At 42.2% G+C, this 20,299-nt stretch carries 17 protein-coding genes; 11 read left to right on the top strand and 6 right to left on the bottom strand.

Annotation, left to right across the window (positions count from 1 at the left end):
* Window positions 1-29: 29 nt before the first annotated feature.
* Window positions 30-578: a hypothetical protein gene (locus F897_RS12730; RefSeq protein ID WP_005236474.1), complete on the bottom strand. Its 549-nt coding sequence runs from the start codon at window positions 576-578 to the stop codon at window positions 30-32.
* Between the two features lie 14 nt (window positions 579-592).
* Window positions 593-2,983, bottom strand: a complete 2,391-nt coding sequence (gene mrcB, locus F897_RS12725) for a penicillin-binding protein 1B (RefSeq protein WP_005236472.1) — start codon at window positions 2,981-2,983, stop codon at window positions 593-595.
* A 191-nt stretch (window positions 2,984-3,174) separates the two neighbouring features.
* On the opposite strand from mrcB, the gene F897_RS12720 reads away from it, so the two are divergent.
* Complete coding sequence (locus tag F897_RS12720; protein ID WP_004784240.1) at window positions 3,175-4,113, top strand: NAD(+) kinase; 939 nt, start codon at window positions 3,175-3,177, stop codon at window positions 4,111-4,113.
* 2 nt (window positions 4,114-4,115) lie between these two features.
* Complete coding sequence (locus F897_RS12715) at window positions 4,116-4,388, top strand: YeaC family protein (RefSeq protein ID WP_004784238.1); 273 nt, start codon at window positions 4,116-4,118, stop codon at window positions 4,386-4,388.
* A 57-nt stretch (window positions 4,389-4,445) separates the two neighbouring features.
* Here F897_RS12715 and F897_RS12710 read toward each other — a convergent pair whose 3' ends face one another.
* Complete coding sequence (locus tag F897_RS12710) at window positions 4,446-5,447, bottom strand: glycosyl transferase family protein (protein ID WP_005236470.1); 1,002 nt, start codon at window positions 5,445-5,447, stop codon at window positions 4,446-4,448.
* A gap of 414 nt (window positions 5,448-5,861) precedes the next feature.
* On the opposite strand from F897_RS12710, the gene F897_RS12705 reads away from it, so the two are divergent.
* Both F897_RS12705 and F897_RS12700 read left to right on the top strand, forming a co-directional pair.
* Window positions 5,862-7,205, top strand: coding sequence for a dicarboxylate/amino acid:cation symporter (locus tag F897_RS12705; RefSeq protein WP_005236469.1), 1,344 nt, complete (start codon window positions 5,862-5,864; stop codon window positions 7,203-7,205).
* A gap of 165 nt (window positions 7,206-7,370) precedes the next feature.
* A complete protein-coding gene (locus tag F897_RS12700; protein WP_005236468.1) occupies window positions 7,371-8,513 on the top strand; it encodes an acyl-CoA dehydrogenase family protein in 1,143 nt (380 codons plus the stop codon).
* 83 nt (window positions 8,514-8,596) lie between these two features.
* On the opposite strand, the gene F897_RS12695 is transcribed toward F897_RS12700, so the two are convergent.
* Window positions 8,597-9,115, bottom strand: coding sequence for a DJ-1/PfpI family protein (locus F897_RS12695; protein WP_005236467.1), 519 nt, complete (start codon window positions 9,113-9,115; stop codon window positions 8,597-8,599).
* 487 nt (window positions 9,116-9,602) lie between these two features.
* On the opposite strand from F897_RS12695, the gene pheA reads away from it, so the two are divergent.
* From pheA to F897_RS12670, 5 genes are all read left to right on the top strand, one after another.
* The gene (pheA, locus tag F897_RS12690) at window positions 9,603-10,712 is read left to right on the top strand and encodes a prephenate dehydratase (RefSeq protein ID WP_005236466.1); all 1,110 of its coding nucleotides are present in this window, start codon (window positions 9,603-9,605) and stop codon (window positions 10,710-10,712) included.
* Between the two features lie 66 nt (window positions 10,713-10,778).
* A complete protein-coding gene (gene hisC / locus F897_RS12685) occupies window positions 10,779-11,870 on the top strand; it encodes a histidinol-phosphate transaminase (RefSeq protein ID WP_005236465.1) in 1,092 nt (363 codons plus the stop codon).
* Between the two features lie 3 nt (window positions 11,871-11,873).
* Window positions 11,874-14,120, top strand: coding sequence for a bifunctional prephenate dehydrogenase/3-phosphoshikimate 1-carboxyvinyltransferase (locus F897_RS12680; RefSeq protein WP_005236462.1), 2,247 nt, complete (start codon window positions 11,874-11,876; stop codon window positions 14,118-14,120).
* 100 nt (window positions 14,121-14,220) lie between these two features.
* Window positions 14,221-14,586 (top strand): hypothetical protein, encoded by a 366-nt coding sequence (locus tag F897_RS12675; RefSeq protein ID WP_004815377.1) that lies wholly within the window; start codon window positions 14,221-14,223, stop codon window positions 14,584-14,586.
* The gene (locus F897_RS12670; RefSeq protein WP_005236461.1) at window positions 14,574-15,119 is read left to right on the top strand and encodes a GNAT family N-acetyltransferase; all 546 of its coding nucleotides are present in this window, start codon (window positions 14,574-14,576) and stop codon (window positions 15,117-15,119) included. Before F897_RS12675 ends, F897_RS12670 begins: the two co-directional genes overlap by 13 nt.
* Before the next feature lie 33 nt (window positions 15,120-15,152).
* Here the strand turns inward: F897_RS12670 and F897_RS12665 are convergent, their stop codons facing one another.
* A complete protein-coding gene (locus F897_RS12665) occupies window positions 15,153-15,785 on the bottom strand; it encodes an alpha/beta hydrolase (protein ID WP_034581042.1) in 633 nt (210 codons plus the stop codon).
* A gap of 122 nt (window positions 15,786-15,907) precedes the next feature.
* Between F897_RS12665 and yaaA the strand changes: the two genes are divergently transcribed.
* Window positions 15,908-16,690 (top strand): peroxide stress protein YaaA, encoded by a 783-nt coding sequence (yaaA, locus tag F897_RS12660; protein WP_005236457.1) that lies wholly within the window; start codon window positions 15,908-15,910, stop codon window positions 16,688-16,690.
* A gap of 259 nt (window positions 16,691-16,949) precedes the next feature.
* Here yaaA and F897_RS12655 read toward each other — a convergent pair whose 3' ends face one another.
* The gene (locus tag F897_RS12655; RefSeq protein ID WP_077067961.1) at window positions 16,950-17,978 is read right to left on the bottom strand and encodes an IS701 family transposase; all 1,029 of its coding nucleotides are present in this window, start codon (window positions 17,976-17,978) and stop codon (window positions 16,950-16,952) included.
* Between the two features lie 923 nt (window positions 17,979-18,901).
* Between F897_RS12655 and F897_RS12645 the strand changes: the two genes are divergently transcribed.
* Window positions 18,902-20,224: an NCS2 family permease gene (locus F897_RS12645; RefSeq protein WP_004815389.1), complete on the top strand. Its 1,323-nt coding sequence runs from the start codon at window positions 18,902-18,904 to the stop codon at window positions 20,222-20,224.
* Window positions 20,225-20,299 lie beyond the last annotated feature (75 nt).

Raw genomic sequence — 20,299 nt, 5'->3', positions numbered from 1 at the left:
TTATAAATAACTAGGCTCACGTCAGGGCCTTAAAATTTCTTTAAGGCCTGCTGAGCTTGCTGAATGGCTTTGGTGTTTTTTTGCAGTTGAGCTGCTTTCAGGCGTACCTGCCAGAGCTGCTTTTTCATTGCATTGGTTTGCGCATAACTCAAACCACGTAGGGCAAAAGCATCTGCACGGGCCGGCTGGTTTTTACGGTTTGCGATCAGACCAAGATACAGATAAGTTTCTGAGGCTTGAGGTGCCAAACGCTGGGCCTGGACTGCAGAAGTTTCAGCTTGATTATATTGCTGCTTGCTATAAGCCTGCTGAGTTTGCTTCATCAATTTTTTAAATGCAGGTAAGTTACGTCCGTCATCAAATTTTTGTGACTGGGGCTTTTGCTCAGGGATCAAAATTTTTTGACGTTTAATCTCTGGTCGATCATAGGGCGTAATCACTACACCATCAGGTGTAGAGGACTTCGGTTTTTGCTGAACCGGAGGTTTGGACGGAGCCGCAGGCTGTTCTGGTTCCGACATGCTTTGGCAGCCCACCAGACCGAGGATGAGCAGACCAGGAATCAATTTTCTTAACATAAACATAGGCTCAATTATTGGCTATAACTTCCACTCGCGATAATACGGGTTTGTTTAGCAACTTCGCGTTCTATTTCTGTTTCACTTTCTTGTATATAACGACTGAGATCATCTTCTTCCTCATCTTCTAGTGAAGGTTCTGAATCAATCGTATAAGGCTCGGTGGCGTAATGTGAGATGCCACAAGCAGTCGCCTGATTTGGTAGAGCATGGCGTGAAATCGGAATATACATGGCACCATCACAGCCTTGGGCAGTCAGTTTACCTGTATAACGGTCCAGCCAGTGCCATTCAATTTCATTAGGCTGAGCCAGATTCACCGGCTTCTGACGTAGCTGTTTCATGACATTGGTCCAGACCGGAAGTGCACCTGAAGAACCGGTTAATCCAGTGACTTTGTTGTCATCCAGACCTAACCAGACCACTGTCATATAGTTGCCAGAATAACCTGCAAACCATGAATCACGGGTATCGTTTGTCGTACCCGATTTACCCGCCAGATTCAGATTACGTGGCAAACTGTTATAAGCAGAACGACCAGTACCACTCGACATGACCTGTTGTAAACCATAATTCAGAGCATAGGCTGATGCTGGATCAATCGTCGGCTGAACACTTAAGCTGTAACGTTCAAGCGAGTGGCCATTCGCATCGACTACAGAACGAATCGATTTCACCGGATATTTAAAGCCACCTGTTGCGAAGTTGCCGTAAATATTCATCACTTCCATCGGTGACATATCTACCGCACCTAAATAAATAGATGGATAATTTGGTATGTCAGAAGTCACACCAAATTTTTGCAAATGGTTAATAAAGGTCGACAGGCCAAATTCCTGTGCCAAACGCACCGCAGACAGGTTATAGGATTGTGATAGGGCAAGAGACATCGGTACTACACCATGTACACTACCGCTATAGTTTTTCGGAGTCCATGGTTTGCCATCACTTTGAATGGTGATCTGACTGTCTTCAATTGGACTGGCCCAGTGGTAACGATTTGATTCTAGCGCTGTCAGATAAATCACCGGTTTGAGTAAAGATCCAACCTGACGTTTGGCATCTAAAGCACGGTTAAAACCGGTAAAGTCCTGAGTAGAGCCTACTGCTGCAACCAGTTCGCCATTCTCAGGGTGTGCGACCAGAACAGCGCCTTGCAAATCTTTTAGACGGCCTGGATTGGCTTTGCTTAAACGGGCTACACTTTCCTTAAAGCTGTCTTGAATTCGGGTTTGTGCCAATGGATCTAAGGTGGTGAAAATACGCAGACCCTGGTTGGTTAAATCAGTTTCCTGATATTCGGTACGCAATTGACGGCGAACAATGTCCAGAAAATCCGGGAAGCGGGCAGGGCCCAAAGTTGGCTTGGAAATGACGTTCAGTGGACGGGCAGTTTCTGTTTCATACTGATCTTGGGTCAGATTACCCATTACCAGCATATTATTCAGAACCACATCACGACGTTTTTTCGCAAGTTCAGGATTACGCCATGGGTTGTACAGACTTGGACCTTGTACCAGACCGACTAAAAAGGCTTGTTGAGAAATATTCAGTTCACGTAACGGGAGGCCAAAATAAAATTGTGAAGCAAGACCATAACCATTTACAGAATAGTTGCCATTTTGGCCCAGATTCACTTCATTTAAATAGGCTTCCAGAATCTCATCTTTGCCATAATGCAATTCAATCAGCATCGCCATAAAGGCTTCATTTACCTTACGCTTTAAGGTACGTTCTGGTGTTAAGTAGAAATTCTTGACCAGCTGCTGGGTGAGGGTTGAACCACCTTGACGCTTACCACCAGTAATATTGCTCACCACTGCACGTGCAATCCCGCGTGGAGATACGCCATGGTGATTATAGAAATTGCGGTCTTCAGTAGCAATTAAAGCATCAATTAACGGTTTAGGCACTTTATTGAGCTTAATTAGCACACGGTCTTCATTATGTTGCGGGTAAATACCGCCAATCAATAATGGTTCCAGACGGGCAATCCCGCTAGAAGAGGGCTTGGTCGCACTTACTTCAGCAATCTGATCGCGATTAAAGCTGACTTTCAATACTTGTTCAGGTTCAACGCGATCGCCAAAATCAAAGCCACGGGTATGCACATACATGGTATTGCCAGTGCTGACAAAGCTGCCCGATTTGGTATAGCTGTCTGAACCTTTATAACCCAGTAATTTTAATTCTTGTTGGAAATCCTGCTGGCTGACCGGGGCATTTACATACACTTCCATCGGGCGTGCGAAAACCTTGGCCGGAATATCCCAGCGTTGGCCTTCAAATTTTTCACGCACAATATTATCTAATTTAATCAAATAGATACTAAATGCTACAAATGCAGAAATGACCAGAATGGAGAAGATTAAGGCAATGAACCCCATACCTCGTTCAGATTTCATAAATGACGATAAGACCCTGTGAAATTGTGCTAATCATGCGAAGCTTTTCATTATTTTGCAATATTTAATCAATTATTGAGATTAAAATTAAAATTAAACTTCACATTTTCTCCTTAATTTCAATCTATTTCAATTCAATCCTGCACAGCTTTGTCATGTTATAAATTGTCATCCTATTCAAGCTTAATGTTATGATAAGCAAGATTCGAAGCGGAGCGACGACACTGGTGCAAATTTCCCACAAGACATTTCGAAATATCGGGTTGATTGGACGCCCGGATAAATCTTCAGTGGTTGAAACCTTATGCCTGATCCACGATCATCTGCTCAATTTAGGTCTACATCCTGTTTTTGATGCAGATACAGCTGAACTGGTTCCTTATCAGAATACCCAAACAGTTAGCCGCGCCTTGTTGGGCGAAGTGGTTGATCTGGTGATTGTGGTAGGTGGGGATGGTTCACTGTTACATGCAGCGCGGGCATTGGTAAAATACAATACGCCAGTGATCGGGGTGAACCGTGGTCGTTTGGGCTTCCTGACCGATATCAAGCCAACTGAAGTCATCTTCAAACTGGATCAGGTATTAAAAGGTGATTTTCAGGCAGAACGCCGTTTCTTATTGGAAATGGAAGTTCGCTCTAAAGGTGAAATCATCTATGACGCGATTGCTTTGAATGATGTGGTCTTGCACTCAGGTAAATCGGTACACATGATTGATTTCGAGCTGAATATTGATGGACAATATGTCTATCGCCAGCATAGTGATGGCCTAATTGTATCTACACCGACCGGTTCAACAGCGTATGCACTGTCCGGTGGTGGACCGATTGTGCATCCAAGTATGGATGCAATTGTGCTGGTGCCGATGCATCCGCATACCTTGTCTTCACGTCCGATTGTGGTCGGAGGGCATAGTGAAATTAAACTGATGATTCGTGAAAATCGCGTACTGCCGATGGTGAGTGCGGATGGACAACACAGTGTGTCTTTGAATGTTGGCGATAGCGTCCATATTCGTAAGCATCCCTTTAAACTGAATCTTCTGCATCCGCCAGGTTATGACTTCTATAATGCATGTCGAACTAAACTGGGCTGGAATCAGGACTTCGACTATCTTAAGCAGGATTAAATATGAATATTGAACAAATGCTTGCTGTACTCAATCCTGAGATTGTAGAGCGCCTAAGAACAGCCATTGAAATTGGCAAGTGGCCGAATGGTGTAGCGCTGACTCAGGAGCAGCGTCAGACCTGTATGCAGGCTGTCTATGCCTGGGAAATGAAAAACCTGCCAGAAACCGAACGTAGTGGTTATATAGATCGTGGCACTAAAGAAGAAGGTGAACAGTGTGATGATGATCATCACAAAAATGAGCCGGAATTCAAGCCAATCCGTTTCGTTTAATCGGAACCAAAAAAGACCACAGATGTGGTCTTTTTTAATGTCTGTTTTCAGGTCTGATCAAACCGAAAGACGGGTATCCCAAAGCTCTCTGGCTTTTTGCATCGCTACTTCATAGCTGTCACATTCGCCCATGGTATACAGTGCAATGCCCATAGTTTCGACAACTGCGATCTCACCATATTCATGTGAGCGTTGACCTTCCCATACTTGTTTAAATATAGCCAGATCCAGCTCTTCTTCAATCGGACTACGGTTGTCAGTCAGTTTTGGTAATTCGTGCTCATAAAGTTCGCCATTTTTAATACCACAAATTAAGGTTTTGGCATCCGGGTTACGTTCAAATTCGCCACCTTCACCTTTAATGACCGCACTATTTTGATAACCTAACTTATAAGCGGACTGCTGATGTGAACTACGATAAGCAGGGTGGAAAATAGCCTGTAAAGTCGCTTTGGCATTAAATGGATTAATCAGACGTGCCAGCGTATGAATCGGGGAGCGTAGGCCCATAACATTACGTAGCCCGATCAGCTCAGCCAGAATTGGAGAGATCACCTCCAGAGGCAGGTAAGCAAAATGTTTGTCTTTAAGCTGCTGTTCCACGTCAGCATCATTCTGGCAGATTGGATAGCCTAAGTAGTTAAGTACCTGTTCGGTATAGACCCGATTCAAGGTATGACCTGAAGCACCATGCATCACGATATTATAGCCATGTTTGGCAAGGGTAAGCGCAGCCAGAATGAACCAAGGATAATGTTTGCGTTTGCCTGCATAAGAGGACCAGTCCAGATCAACATCCAGTGCCTTAAAATTCAGCTGGTCCCGGGTCGCCTGCACAAAGCCTGCGAGTTCATCAACAGATTCTTCCTTGACACGTAATAGCATCAGAAAAGCGCCCAGTTGTACGTCCAGCACCTCATTTTTCAGGATCATGCTAAAAGCCTGATAGGCTTCTTCATAGCTTAAAGAACGTGCACCATTTTTTCCCTTGCCAATAATACGAATAAACTGGGCAAAAGGATGTTCGGCATCTTTATAAATATTTCGCTTTGTGGTCATGGGCATAGATCAATCATGTTCATCAAGTATTGGCATATTTTACGCTGATATTGGTATTTCACCTTCTTATTTTGCAGAATTATTATAGTTTTATAAGACTATAGTCTAAGAGGTATTGTTTAGTATTTAGGCAAATTTAACATTTCGGGTTAAACAAAAGTCTAAAAAGCGGTTAAAATTTCACGCAATTCTTGTGTTTGCTTTATCTCCTGATCAATGCACTGACTTTTCTTAAAGATCAGTGTTCCTGTGATTGTTAAATGTACATACACATTCTAATTTCAGTATCAGATTAATTTTTTGATACATAGGCACTTTTTTGTTTCAGACAATGAAGTATTGGACGCTTGTTTTTTAAAAATAAGTGAAAACTGAATATTACTTCTGGTTAGAAGTATATCGTGAAGTAAGGTTATGGCTAAAAAACCAATTTATAAGTCGCTTTATTTTCAAGTGATTGTAGCCATTATTGCGGGTATCCTCGTCGGACATTTCTCGCCAAGTGGTACACAAATCATTAATGGTGCAGAACAATATGTTCCAGGTCTGGGCGAACAACTGAAGCCGCTGGGTGATGCATTTATCCGTTTAATTAAAATGATCATCGCACCTGTGATTTTCTGTACCGTGGTTAGCGGGATCGCAGGCATGGAGAGTATGAAATCAGTTGGTAAAACTGGTGGTGTCGCTCTACTTTACTTCGAAATCGTGTCAACGATGGCGCTGATCATTGGTCTTCTGGTAATTAATATTGCCAAGCCAGGCGTTGGGATGAATGTTGATCCGGCATCGCTGGACACGGCCGGGATTTCTAAATATGTAGAGTCGGGTGCTTCTCAGTCTACCGTTGATTTCTTTATGAATATCATTCCAAATACGGTGGTTGGAGCATTTGCTGAAGGCGAAATCCTGCAAGTCCTTTTATTTGCGATCCTGTTCGGTTTTGCATTACACAAACTGGGTGCACAAGGTAAGCCAGTCCTCAAACTGGTAGATCAGATTTCACATGTGTTCTTTAACATCGTGAACATGATCATGAAACTTGCGCCTATTGGTGCATTTGGTGCGATGGCTTTCACGATCGGTAAATATGGGATCGGTTCTCTGGCGCAATTGGCCCAGTTGATCATCTGCTTCTATATCACCTGTTTGCTGTTCATCTTTATTGTGCTGGGTTCAATTGCTCGTTTTACCGGCTTTAGCATTGTCAAGATGATTCGCCTGATTCGTGAAGAGCTGTTGATTGTACTGGGTACTTCATCGTCTGAATCTGTATTGCCACGTATGCTGAAAAAACTTGAGCTTGCAGGTGCTGAAAAGTCAGTGGTAGGTCTGGTCATTCCAACAGGTTATTCATTCAACTTGGATGGTACTTCGATTTACCTGACAATGGCGGCAATCTTCATTGCACAGGCGACCAATACGCAACTTGATTTGTCTCACCAGATTACCTTGCTTCTCGTATTGCTCATTTCTTCTAAAGGTGCAGCGGGTGTAACAGGTTCAGGCTTTATCGTGATGGCAGCAACCTTAGCGGCTGTAGGTAATATTCCGGTTGCAGGTCTGGCCTTGATTCTCGGTATTGACCGCTTCATGTCTGAAGCTCGGGCCTTGACCAATCTGGTCGGTAACTCTTTGGCAACTCTGGTTGTAGCAAAATGGGTCGGTCAGTTAGACATGGACAAGCTGAACTATGCATTAGCAAATCCGGCTGAAATTGATGAAAAAATGGCGCAGGAAGGCAACAACGCTCATTAAATTCGAGTTCGTCTTGTAGGTCATAAAAAGGAAGCTTCGGCTTCTTTTTTATTTTTATCTGACTGTGAAGTTAGCGAAAAAATAAGTCAGGCACATGACAGTCTTTCTAAAAATAGTTAGCCTGTGCACAGGAAATAAAACGATAAACACGATAAGGATAAAAGAATGCTGGCTTACGATGCTGACCTGGAACTTTTCCGCGACAATTTCAAACGCTTTATGAATGAACATGTAGCGCCTTACTATGAAGAGTGGGAGCGTGAAGGCATGATGCCGCGTTCGGTCTGGAATGCGATGGGTGAAAATGGCTTCTTATGTGTCGATGTTCCGGAAGAATATGGTGGCTACGGTGTTCCGACCCACTATTCCCTGATGTTAATCGAAGAGTCTGCAAGAGCAGGCTATAGCGCAATTTCAACTGGTCTGTCTTGCCATTCGGATATCGCAGCGCCGTATATCCTGCATATTGGTACTGAAGAACAGAAAAAATACTGGTTACCGAAAATGGTGTCTGGTGAAGTGGTCGGTGCGATTGGCATGACTGAGCCGGGTGCTGGTTCTGATCTGCAAGCCATGCGAACCAATGCCATCTTGCAGGATGACCATTATTTATTGAATGGTTCTAAAACTTTTATCTCCAATGGTCAGCATGCTGACTTAGTCGTATTAGCCGTGAAAACCGATCCGCAAGCACGCGCCAAAGGTGTGTCTTTGATGCTGGTGGATACGCATCTGGAAGGCTTTAAAAAAGGTAAGAATCTGGACAAGATTGGTCTGCATTCACAGGATACTTCAGAGCTGTTCTTCGATAATGTCAAAGTACCGAAAGATCAGTTGCTGGGTCAGCCAGGTCAGGGCTTTGTATACCTAATGCAGGAACTCCCACGTGAACGTACCGCTATTGCTGCTACTGCACTGGGCGCCATTCGTGGCTCGATTGATGTAACGACTCAATATGTCAAAGAGCGTCAGGCCTTTGGTCAGGCGATTGGTCAGTTCCAGAATACCCGTTTTGTACTGGCACAGGCCAAGATTGACGAGCTGGCAACAGCAGCTTTCTATAACCAGAATGTTGAGTTGTATATGCAAGGCAAGCTAGATGTTGAAACTGCAGCAGCGCTAAAGAGCTTCTCAACAGATATGCAGATGAAAGTTGCTGACAATCTGCTTCAGCTCTTTGGTGGTTATGGCTATATGACTGAATATCCGATTTCGCGTTTCTTTGTTGATGCCCGCATTCAAAGGATCTATGGCGGTACCAATGAAATCATGAAAGAAATTGTCGCTCGCGGTCTGCTTGGACGTTAAAACTTAACAGATAAAAAAAAGAGTCCGAAATGGACTCTTTTTTTATGGAAAGAATATTCTTGAAATCTAGATATTTTATTATTTTAAGATTTTAATACATCCAGACATTCATGAATAAAAATTGGCAAATCATTGGGTACTCGAGATGAAATCAGCTGATTATTGTCATTGACCAGTTCGACATCATAATAAGTCGCACCCGCATGTTGTACCCGAGGTGCATGCGCACGGATACTGGTAATAATCCGGTTCTTTAAAACATCAGCTTCACTGAGTAATAAAGATGCGTCACAAAGACTGAAGATGGTCTTTTTGGCCTCATTAAAAGCCTGAATGAAATGTAAGACTCGCGTATCGTTGGCGAGGGATACAGGCGATTCACCGCCCGGAATGAGTAGGCCATCAAAATCATCAATACTGATATGATCAATTCCCCGATCAATGATTACACTCGACTGGCCATGTAATCCATGTACGACTTTTCCGGCATGTAGTTCAATATTACAGACACTGTGCTCTGCAGCGAGTAAGGCCGCAACAGGCTCAGTATATTCAAGATCTTCAAAATTATTCGTTACAAGTACCGCTATTCTTTTTGGCATTATAGGCACCCCCAATATAGTTTTAAATTAGACTAGCGATTTAAGGTTTAAAAAACGTCTCTGCTTTGTAACTAAATAGTGATTTAGTGTAAAAAATCCAATTAAATCAAAGGAAAATGATCAAAAAAACAGTTTTCTATGGGCATTTTATTGTGAACTGTCACTCAAATTTTAAGTAGTCAAACTAGAGAGATCGAGATGGCTTTATTTTTATTTTCTTATGCTTAAAATCGTTATGTAGATTAAGAAATAGTGATATTTCATCTTGATAGAAATCAGTTAAGATGAGCGGGCAAAGTTTACAATTTGATAATGTAAAACATGCGAAAATGCTGAAAGAAATGTTACCAGATATGACTAAAGCGATGAACGGTTAAAAACAACTCCCTGTTTTTAAGAATTAATCTACTAAAGTTATATTGTGTAACATTTGCAGCGCACTAATTGTTATACTGCACAGATAAGGTTTATGAAGGGCGACATCACGATGATCAACGACGATCAAAACACAACGGCTTCTTTAGACTTGGCTAAAATTCGTGAAGATATCGATTCAGTTGATCAACAAATCCAGCAATTGATTAACCGTCGTGCACGTTTGGCTGAGGCTGTAGCAAAAGCAAAATTCGCATCTGAAGAAAATCCGCTGTTTTACCGTCCGGAACGTGAAGCACAGGTTTTGCGCAATGTTATGGAGCGCAATGAAGGACCATTGTCAGATACGACGATGGCACGTCTGTTCCGCGAGATCATGTCGGCTTGTTTGGCGCTTGAAGCACCGCAAAGTATTGCATTCTTGGGACCTGTTGGTACCTACACACACTCAGCAGTATTGAAACATTTTGGTCATGATGCTGTGGTTCGTCCATTACCCACCATTGATGAAGTGTTCCGTGAAGTAGAAGCGGGCAGTGCACATTATGGTCTGGTGCCGGTTGAGAACTCCTCTGAAGGTGTAGTGAACCATACTTTAGACTGTTTCAAGACTTCGCATCTGAATGTGATTGGCGAAGTAGAATTACCCATTCATCACCAGTTCCTAATCTCTGAAAATACCCGTAAAGACAGTATTAAACAGATCTATGCACATCAGCAAACTCTGGCTCAGTGCCGTAAATGGCTGGATGCTCATTATCCAGGTGTAGAGCGTGTGGCACTCAGTTCAAATGCTGAAGCTGCGCGCCGTATTCAGAATGAATGGCATTCTGCTGCGATTGCTTCTGAAATTGCTGCGAATATTTATAATCTTGAGATTATGCACAGCAATATTGAGGACAATCCAGAAAACACTACACGTTTCCTGGTAATTGGCCGTGAAAAAGTGCCACAAAGTGGTAATGATAAAACTTCATTACTGGTTTCTGCACATGACCGTGCCGGTGCATTGCTAGAGATTCTGGCTCCATTTGCCAAACACAACATTAGTCTAACCAGTATTGAAACTCGACCTGCACTTCCTGAAAAATGGGCTTATGTATTCTTTATCGATCTTGAAGGTCATATTGAGCAGGAAAATGTTAAAGCTGCGATCAAAGAAATTCGTCCGCTTGTGAAAGAAGTCCGCGTGCTTGGTTCATATCCTGCAGCTGTTTTATAAAAGCAGCCTTTCGTGGTTAGTGCGAGGGTGCTAACCACTGTTTCATCTGTAAATCGGAAGTATAAAATGTCGTTTGTCCCAGCCAATGAAGGCATCTCTAACTTAAAGCCATATCAACCAGGTAAACCGATTAGTGAACTTGAGCGTGAGTTGGGCATCACTGATATCGTAAAACTGGCTTCAAATGAAAACCCGCTGGGCTGTTCAGATAAAGTCAAAGAAGCAGTGGCTACGGAACTGGCGGAAATTGGCCGTTATCCTGATGGCGGTGGCTTTATCCTGAAAGATCAGATCAAGACACAATTCGGTTTTGATCATGATCAGATTACTTTGGGTAATGGTTCAAACGACTTACTTGAAATATTTGCCCGTGCATTTGTTTCTGAAAAAGATTCAGTGATTTATAGCCAGCACGCATTTGCGGTATATGCATTGGTCACTCAAGCGATTAATGCAGAAGCAATTGAAGTCCCAGCAAAAGGTTTCTCACATGACCTTGAAGCGATGGCGGCTGCGGTGAAAGACAACACCAAGCTGATCTTTATTGCGAACCCGAACAACCCGACAGGCACCTGGTTTGAAGAAGCTGAATTTGAAGCCTTCATGCAGAAAGTGCCAGCGAATGTCATCGTGGTACTGGACGAAGCTTATGTGGAATATTTCCCGGAAAACTTCAACAGCCTGAAATTCCTGAAACAGTATCCAAATCTGATCGTGAGCCGTACGCTGTCTAAGTGCTATGGTCTGGCTGCACTGCGTGTTGGTTTTGCTTTGGCATCTGTTGAAGTAACTGATTACCTGAACCGTATCCGTCAGCCATTTAACGTCAACCATTTAGCGATGGTGGCTGCGGTTGCTGCACTGAAAGACGAAGCATTCATCGAGAAATCTCGTGAAGTAAATAAAGCAGGTATGGCACAGCTAGAAGCTGGCTTCAAAGCTTTGGGCCTAAACTATGTACCTTCACGCGCGAATTTCATCTTGGTCGATGTACAGGCTGATCCAGCGGAAACATTTAACAAGTTGTTGAAAGAAGGTGTGATCGTGCGTCCAGTGGGTATTCCAAACCACTTGCGTGTATCGATTGGTACTGAAGCTGAAAATGCCAAATTCCTTGCTGCATTAGGCAAAGTGCTTGGCTTAGAGGCGAAAGCTTAAGTTATGTTGCAGCCACTGTTTGAAAAAGTTGCCTTTATCGGACTTGGACTGATTGGTTCAAGTCTGGCGCGTGTCATCAAGGCTGAGCATTTAGCCAATGACATCGTGGCATCAACCCGCTCACAAAAAACCTTGGAAGATGCCAAGGCACTTGGTCTGATTTCCCACGGCTATGCAGATCCTATAGAAGCCGTTAAAGGAGCAGATCTGGTGGTGCTGGCATTACCTGTTCGTGCTACCCAGAAAGTGCTAGAAACGATCAAGCCTTATTTGTCGGAAAATGTCATCCTGACTGATGTCGGCAGTACCAAAGGTAATGTGGTAGAAGCAGCCAAAGCCGTATTTGGTGAAAATCTACCAGCCGGTTTTGTGCCGGGGCATCCAATTGCGGGTGCTGAACATACCGGCGTGCATGCAGGTAAGGTCGATCTATTTGCCAATCACAAGGTGATTTTGACGCCGTTACCAAGCAGCGGACAATGGGCGGTCGATAAACTGATTCAACTGTGGCAGGTGGCTAAAGCGGAAGTGATTTGTATGGATGTGGAAAAGCACGATGAAGTGCTGGCCCATACCAGTCATCTTCCGCATCTGATGGCCTTCAACCTGGTCGAACAACTGGCCAAGCGCGAAGACAATCTGGATATTTTTCGTTATGCTGCCGGTGGCTTTCGCGACTTCTCGCGTATTGCCGCCAGTGATCCACAAATGTGGCATGACATCTTTTTTGCTAATAAAAAGGCGATTCTCAATGCCGTGGACGGCTTTGAAGCTCAACTCGCGATTATCCGCAAGCTGATTGAAGATGAAGATTCACAAGCTTTAATGGGCTTGTTGGGGCATGCGCAAGCCGCGCGTCAGCACTTCAATCATATGCTCGCCAAGAAACCTCTCATGGAGAAAAATAAAGTGACACAACAATTTACCATTCAACCAGGTGCCAAGACGTTCCAGGGTAAATTTACCGTGCCAGGTGACAAATCTGTGTCACACCGTTCCATCATGTTTGGTGCCATCGCTGAAGGCACAACGCATGTGACGGGTTTTCTTGAAGGTGAAGATGCGCTTGCAACTTTACAAGCCTTCCGTGACATGGGCGTGAGCATCGAAGGCCCGAAAAATGGTGAAGTGACCATTCATGGTGTGGGTATGCAAGGTCTGAAAGCACCGAAGTCTGCGCTTTACATGGGCAACTCAGGTACCTCAATGCGTTTGCTGTCCGGTATGCTGGCAGCGCAGAAATTTGATTCGGTGATGACGGGTGATGCTTCTCTATCTAAACGTCCAATGGAGCGTATTGCAAAACCATTACGTTTGATGGGCGCGCAGATTCAAACTACGGGTGAACGTGGTACACCACCAGTATCGATTACGGGTAATCAAAACCTGAAAGGTATTCAATACGACTTGCCAATGGCATCTGCTCAGGTGAAATCAGGTATTCTGCTGGCGGGTCTTTGGGCGGAAGGTGAAACTTCAGTGACTGAACCTGAACCAACCCGTGACCATACTGAACGTATGTTGCGTGCTTTTGGTTATGAAGTAAAAACTGAAGGCAACCGTATTTCCCTGCAAGGTGGCGGCAAGCTGGTGGGTACTAACATTCAGGTGCCTTCTGATATTTCATCTGCAGCTTTCTTTATGGTCGGTGCAGCGATTACTGAAAATTCAGACGTGACTTTGGAAGCGGTAGGCATTAACCCGACCCGTACTGGTGTGATTGAAATCCTGAAACAGATGGGTGCGGACATCACTGTTGAAAATGAACGTATTGCAGGCGGTGAACCGATTGCAGACATTCGTATTCGCGGTACACGTACGTTAAAAGGCATTCATATGCCAGAAGACCAAGTGCCACTAGCAATTGATGAATTCCCAGCATTATTCATTGCTGCTGCATGTGCGGAAGGCCAAACGATTCTAACTGGTGCTGCTGAGCTGCGTGTCAAAGAATCTGATCGTATTCAGGTGATGGCTGATGGTTTGAAAACCATGGGTATTGATTGCACACCAACTGATGACGGCATCATCATCGAAGGTAAAGGTAAGACAGGCGACTGGTCACCAATCTTTACTGGCGGTGAAATTGAATCGCATCATGATCATCGTATTGCCATGAGCTTCTCGATTGCAGGTCTGCGTAACTCAGGTGAAATCAAGATTGTTGGGACTGAAACCGTCGCAACCAGTTTCCCAACCTTCACTGAACTGACTTCTCAAGCTGGTCTGGCGATTGAAGTGACAGAATAATTCTAAAATTTATATGAAACAGCCAAGCTTTTGCTTGGCTGTTTTGTTTATATTGGCTTATGCTAAAACCATACAACAAAAAAGCCATTTGGATGTAGCAATGCGAAAATTAAAATTTATGGCCAACCCTCAAAGCCAGGAACAATTACAGGGCAGTCAGCAGACTCAGGAATATGTGGCACATCTGCTGACGGAAGAGCTCGGTAAATATGGCTTTAAAACCTTGGCGCAAAGTGGCGCACAAGTGGCCGTAAGTGTCGATGAACACGAGTTGCCATTATCAGTGAGCTGTGAGACACGAGACCAGGAAGGGCACCTGATTTGTGAAATCGCCTCTTACCCGGATGAAGAACAGGACTGGCTGGACCGGATTACAGAACAAAGTTTATTAAATCAGTTGGCACAAGCTGTTGAAGCATCGTTGAAAGAACAAGAAAGTTTTAGTGAGTTTGAGTGGAAGAACTAGTTCAACAAATGCAAAGTCTTTCGCCTATATTGCAAAGTAAACGTCTTGTTTTAGATTATTTTAAGTCATCCGATGCTGCGGAAGCCTATGCCTCGATTACCCCGAGTTTGACCCGTTTTATGGCATGGGATGCACCGGAATCTGAACAGGTATTTGCAACAGTCTGGCAAAACTGGCTAAACAATATGGCTAATCATAAAGAATATATCTTTGTGATTCGCCATATTGAAAGACATGAATTTATCGGACTATGCGGTTTGCATCGACTGCATGATGAAATACCTGAAGTAGGTATCTGGATTCGTGAAACGGCGCATGGTCATTATTATGGACATGAGGCAGTACGTTGTATTGTGGGCTATGCTTTTAATACATTAGGGATTAAAGTTTTGAGCTATCCGGTAGCAGAAGAAAACTGGGCTAGCCGAAAAATTGCAGAACGTCTGGGTGGGAAAATTTCTAGCCATTTAGATAAACCTAAATATCGGGCTGTAATTTATGAAATTCATGCTAAAGATTTTATTTCTGAATAAAAAAACCTCATCATTCGATGAGGTTTTTTTTGATCAGCTTAATGCGAGGAAACGGCTCATCGCAATCCGAAGCTGTTTTAAATAACCGGTAAAGAAATGATTTGCGCCAGGCAAGATCGTGACCAGATGACGTTGAGGCTTGGCCCATTCAATCATGTCGGATAAAAGCGTGACATCATCCGCTTCACCATGAATAAATAAAATATCACCTTTGATCTGTGGAGTAACATAGTGACGTAGGCCAGCTACGGTTGCAGTCGGTAGACCACACAAAATCACTTTTGAAGGTTGCAGTTCAACTGGCAGGGCGGCGTAACACTTGGCCATGACATGTGCACCAAAACTGAAACCACCTGCCAAGAAAGGCAGGTCAATATGCTGGCGACGCGCATATTTAATGACTTCAAGTATATCATCCGTTTCGCCAAAGCCTTCATCATGCAGACCGGCACTTTGACCAGAACCACGGAAACTTGGACGATAGACAATACAACCACGCTCTAAAAACATTTGTGCCAGTAACACCGGAACTTTATGTTGTGGTGTGCCACCTTGTAATGGATGGGGATGACAAACAATCGCGAATCCTTTCACTTCACCCTGAGGATAATCCACAAAAACCTCAAGTTGGCCAGCAGGGCCTTGGAGGAAGATTGGTTCGGACATAGCAAACCGATAAATTGCAGGAGAATTTTCTATTTTAACGATTATGATAAATAAAAACATGAATTGGAATTAAAATAAGTCTACTGATATAGTTTGATTAATCATTTTTTAACCAGGTTGCTATGCTTGCTTTAATTTCTCCAGCCAAGACTCTAGATTACGAAACACCTTTACCTACCGATCAATTTACTCGGGCAAGATTGCTGGAACATTCCCAGGAATTGATAGAAGTTGCCCGCAAGTTATCAGCAACTGAAATTTCCAGCTTAATGAGCGTCAGTGAAAAAATTGCCAATTTGAATGCGGAACGCTTCAGAGACTGGCAGCCGGATTTTGATTTTTCCAATGCTCGTCAGGCAATCTTTGCCTTTAAAGGGGATGTTTATACCGGTCTGGATGCTTACCAGTTAAAGCAGGATCAGATTCATTATGCACAGAACCATCTGCGTATGTTATCCGGCCTCTATGGCTTATTGCGTCCGCTGGATCTGATGATGCCTTACCGTCTGGAGATGGGAACCAAATTGACTAACTCACGTGGTGCTCATCTCTACGAGTTCTGGGGACATACCATCACTGACCTGATCAATCATGACCTGGCAGCAGCAGAGTCTGAAATTCTGGTCAATATTGCCTCCGATGAATATTACAAGGCAGTGAAAGAAAGCAAAATTCAGGCTGAAATCATCAAGCCGGTATTTTTAGATCAGAAAAATGGCAAATATAAAGTCATCAGCTTCTATGCCAAGAAAGCTCGTGGTTTAATGGCGCGCTTTATCATTGAAAACCAGATTAAACGAACTGAAGACTTAAAAGCCTTTAATACCGATGGGTATTATTTTGATGCTGAAAGTTCATTAAAAGGTGAGTTGGTATTTAAACGTGATGAGCAGCTGGCTGCTTAAGGTAAAAGATTCACCCAAGACTGAATGAAGAAATTTTCTTAAAAGTCTTGGGTAAATTTAAGTTTAGCAATATTAGGTTGAATTGAATAAAAATTAAAAAATAGGGAAGGAACTTTCAAAATATCATTTATTTAGAAGAATTTTTAACAGGAAATGGATGAATTTTTTAGAAGAAAAGCTAAATAAAATAATGAAAGCTATAGTGAGCTTTAAAAGATATTTTTCACTCGATAAATTTATATATAGGACTTACGCACTATTATTTATAGATTTTCTGTGGCAGCAGATGATTCTTATCGAGAATAAATTCATCAATAAAGTTCTTGATAATTGGTCTAAATAATTTCTTCTGCCAACGATATACATTTTCAAAGATCCGCTCAAACTGGTTCTTTTGTATCTCAACATAGGCCATCAAGGCTGAGAAAATATGATTCAAAATCAGCTTGGATCGTCTTACTTGAAACTTTTCAATATGACAAACCTGTTTAATTACTCGATGATATTGTTCTATTTTCCAATGACTTGAATGTAATTCATAAAAACCATCAAAGGACAATAAATCATCTTCATCTTGATGCACAATATAAAATCTCTGCTGTTCTTTTAACTGAGTCTTAAATAATTGTACAAAGCCAACATCTTTGAGCCAGACCACTTGACCCTGATGAAAATTCGGCAATAAACGGAGTTGAAACCATTGTCCTTTTTCAGGGGAAACCTTACGGTTACTGTCGACACCAAACATAAATCGAATACCATGTTTTCTTATGGTTTTTAGATTTTCAGTCGATGAATACCAACTATCACCTGTAATGAATTGAATCTTTGCACCCCAATCGAGTACTTCACTTAACATCTCCATAAAGTAATCATTCTTGGTTTTACTTTCTGACTTATCATAAATTCGAAAATTAATTGGAATATTTTTGCCATGTTGATCTGTCGCATACAAGGTAATGAGATTAATACCCTTGACGGATCGGTGGTGTTTACCTGACCAAAAATAGCTAACTAAGTCCATATGTTGACTATATGGCTTATCTAAAACAGTATCATCAATACTGACTATAAGTTTATTATTATCAATGTGTTGAATTGCTTCTTGATATAGATCGCGAGCTGTGTAGTCTTCACGCTCCAAAAAGCGATTTACACTGTCATGCGAGATATTATAAGTCTCGGCAAGTTGTGTGCAGCTAATAGAGTTTGGTTCTGTCATGAGAAAGCCCATATAAATGGGTAATGTACAAGTTGCTGTAGAAGCATGTTTAGTTCGTCTGATCACAGATACGTTATAAAGTAGTTTGAGACTTTTTTAAATCCCTCAATGCGTAAGTCCTAATATAGTAAAGAAAAATTTCTAAAAAAATAAAAAATAGAATCAATCAATTAATTTCTTTTAATACTCAAAAAATGACTAAAAAATAAAAAAATATGGCTCAAAAAATTATGATTAATTGAATAAGAAGTATAAAAAAATGAAGAATATAAAAACTCTAAATAATTGAAAAAACTACATTTTATCGGGTTATTTGTAAACTATGTCACAATTTTATTGTTATTTTGTTAGCATAATTTCAATACTGTTACATAACTCAACTACAAAAATGAAAATTTATACGATTCCTATTTTTGTGCTGATGGTGGGTTTACTCGGTTATTGTGTTCACCAACAGGCCGAAACAAGAAAACATGAAGAGCTTCATCAGATTTTGAAAGAAGTACAACATTCAACTAAATTGCTGAATGCAAATCGGCCCCGACCTTAATAGATTTGCATAAGCTTTTTGATTAGAGGACAGGTAAAAAGATAAAAATAAAATCATAATAAATAAAAGAAAATTTAATAATAATAAAACTGACTTATATTAATTTTTAATAAAATATAAATTCTAAGAAGCAATCAGAAATCAATGTGTTATAATTTGCAAAAGATAAAGTTAAATCAAATTTACTTTAATTAAGTATTTGATTCTAATGATGAAAAAAGCTGCATAGGGGTTATGCAGCTTTTTTGTTTAGATTGTTTTTTGAGTTTTTCTAGCGCAGTTTTCTTACTGTTCGCTATTGAAACATTTTGACCCGCTAAATGGCGAAGCTGGCATATTCGTTGCTAACAGATCCTTAAAATTCATGAAGTTTTCTATAAAATTTCCTGGATTCGGCGGCATGCTTAAAGCATAAAGTTTACTCAATAGGGGCTAGGTCATGACGACTCCTAATCCATCTTCAGAAAATATGCTGGAACGTCTGTTCAAACTGAGTGAAAACAAAACCAGTTTCCGTACAGAAGTTCTGGCAGGTGTAACCACGTTCCTGACAATGTGTTACATCATTATTGTTAATCCGATGATTTTATCCGAAACCGGGATGGATCATGGGGCTGTCTTTGTAGCCACCTGTCTTGCAGCCGCAATTGGCTGTCTGGTAATGGGGCTAATTGCCAATTATCCAATTGCACTTGCGCCAGGTATGGGGCTGAATGCCTTCTTTACCTATTCAGTCTGTCTGGGAATGGGTGTGCCTTGGCAAACTGCATTAGGTGCAGTATTTGTATCAGGTTTGGTTTTCATTGCCATTAGTATGTTCAAAATACGTGAGGCGATTGTCAATGCCATTCCAATGTCTCTCAAACTGGCGATTGGCGGTGGTATTGGCCTGTTCCTGGCTCTGGTAGCACTGAAAAATGCTGGCATCATTGTTGATAATCAAGCGACCTTGGTGGGTCTGGGTGATTTGAAACAGCCAACTGTTATGCTTGCGCTACTTGGCTTCCTGTTAGTGGTGGTAATGCATCACTTCAAAGTACGTGGTGCGATCATTATCAGTATCTTGGTAATCACTGCGATTTCTACTGCTTTAGGTTATAACCAGTTCCAGGGTGTAGTGGGTCAAATTCCTTCACTGGCACCAACCTTCTTGCAAATGGACTTTCAAGGTCTGTTTACAGCTAGCCTGATCGGTGTGATCTTCGTATTCTTCTTGGTCGATCTGTTTGACTCTACTGGTACGCTAGTAGGTGTTTCACATCGTGCAGGTTTGTTAAAAGATGGTAAATTGCCGCGTCTGAAAAAAGCATTATTTGCCGATTCTTCTGCGATTGTTGCAGGTGCTGCTTTGGGTACTTCTTCAACTACACCTTATATTGAGTCATCAGCGGGTGTTGCAGCAGGTGGTCGTACCGGTCTGACTGCAGTTGTGGTGGGCTTGCTGTTCATTGCCTGCCTGTTCCTGGCTCCATTGGCTCAATCTGTACCAGGTTTTGCTACTGCTCCAGCATTGCTATTTGTCGGTGTATTGATGATTCAGGGTATTGTCCATATTGAATGGGATGATATTACTGAAGCGGTTCCGGCGTTCCTGACCATTGTATTCATGCCATTTACGTATTCAATTGCAGATGGTATCGCAATGGGTTTTATCAGCTATGCGCTGATTAAACTGCTGACAGGTAAAGCGAAAACTGTTCCATACATGGTATGGATCATCGCAGTACTATGGGCATTGAAGTTCTGGATGTTTGGCGGCTAATTTTTGTCGAATATCAAAAGGGTGTAAACTCAGTTTGCACCCTTTTTTATTTTTCTCAGGTTTAATCAGGAGTAG

Origin of the sequence: Acinetobacter variabilis, assembly GCF_000369625.1 — a bacterium.
In the GTDB taxonomy this organism is placed as follows: Bacteria; Pseudomonadota; Gammaproteobacteria; order Pseudomonadales; family Moraxellaceae; genus Acinetobacter; species Acinetobacter variabilis.
Note: the sequence above shows the minus strand (reverse complement) of the source record. Positions and strands in the feature narration are given on the sequence as shown.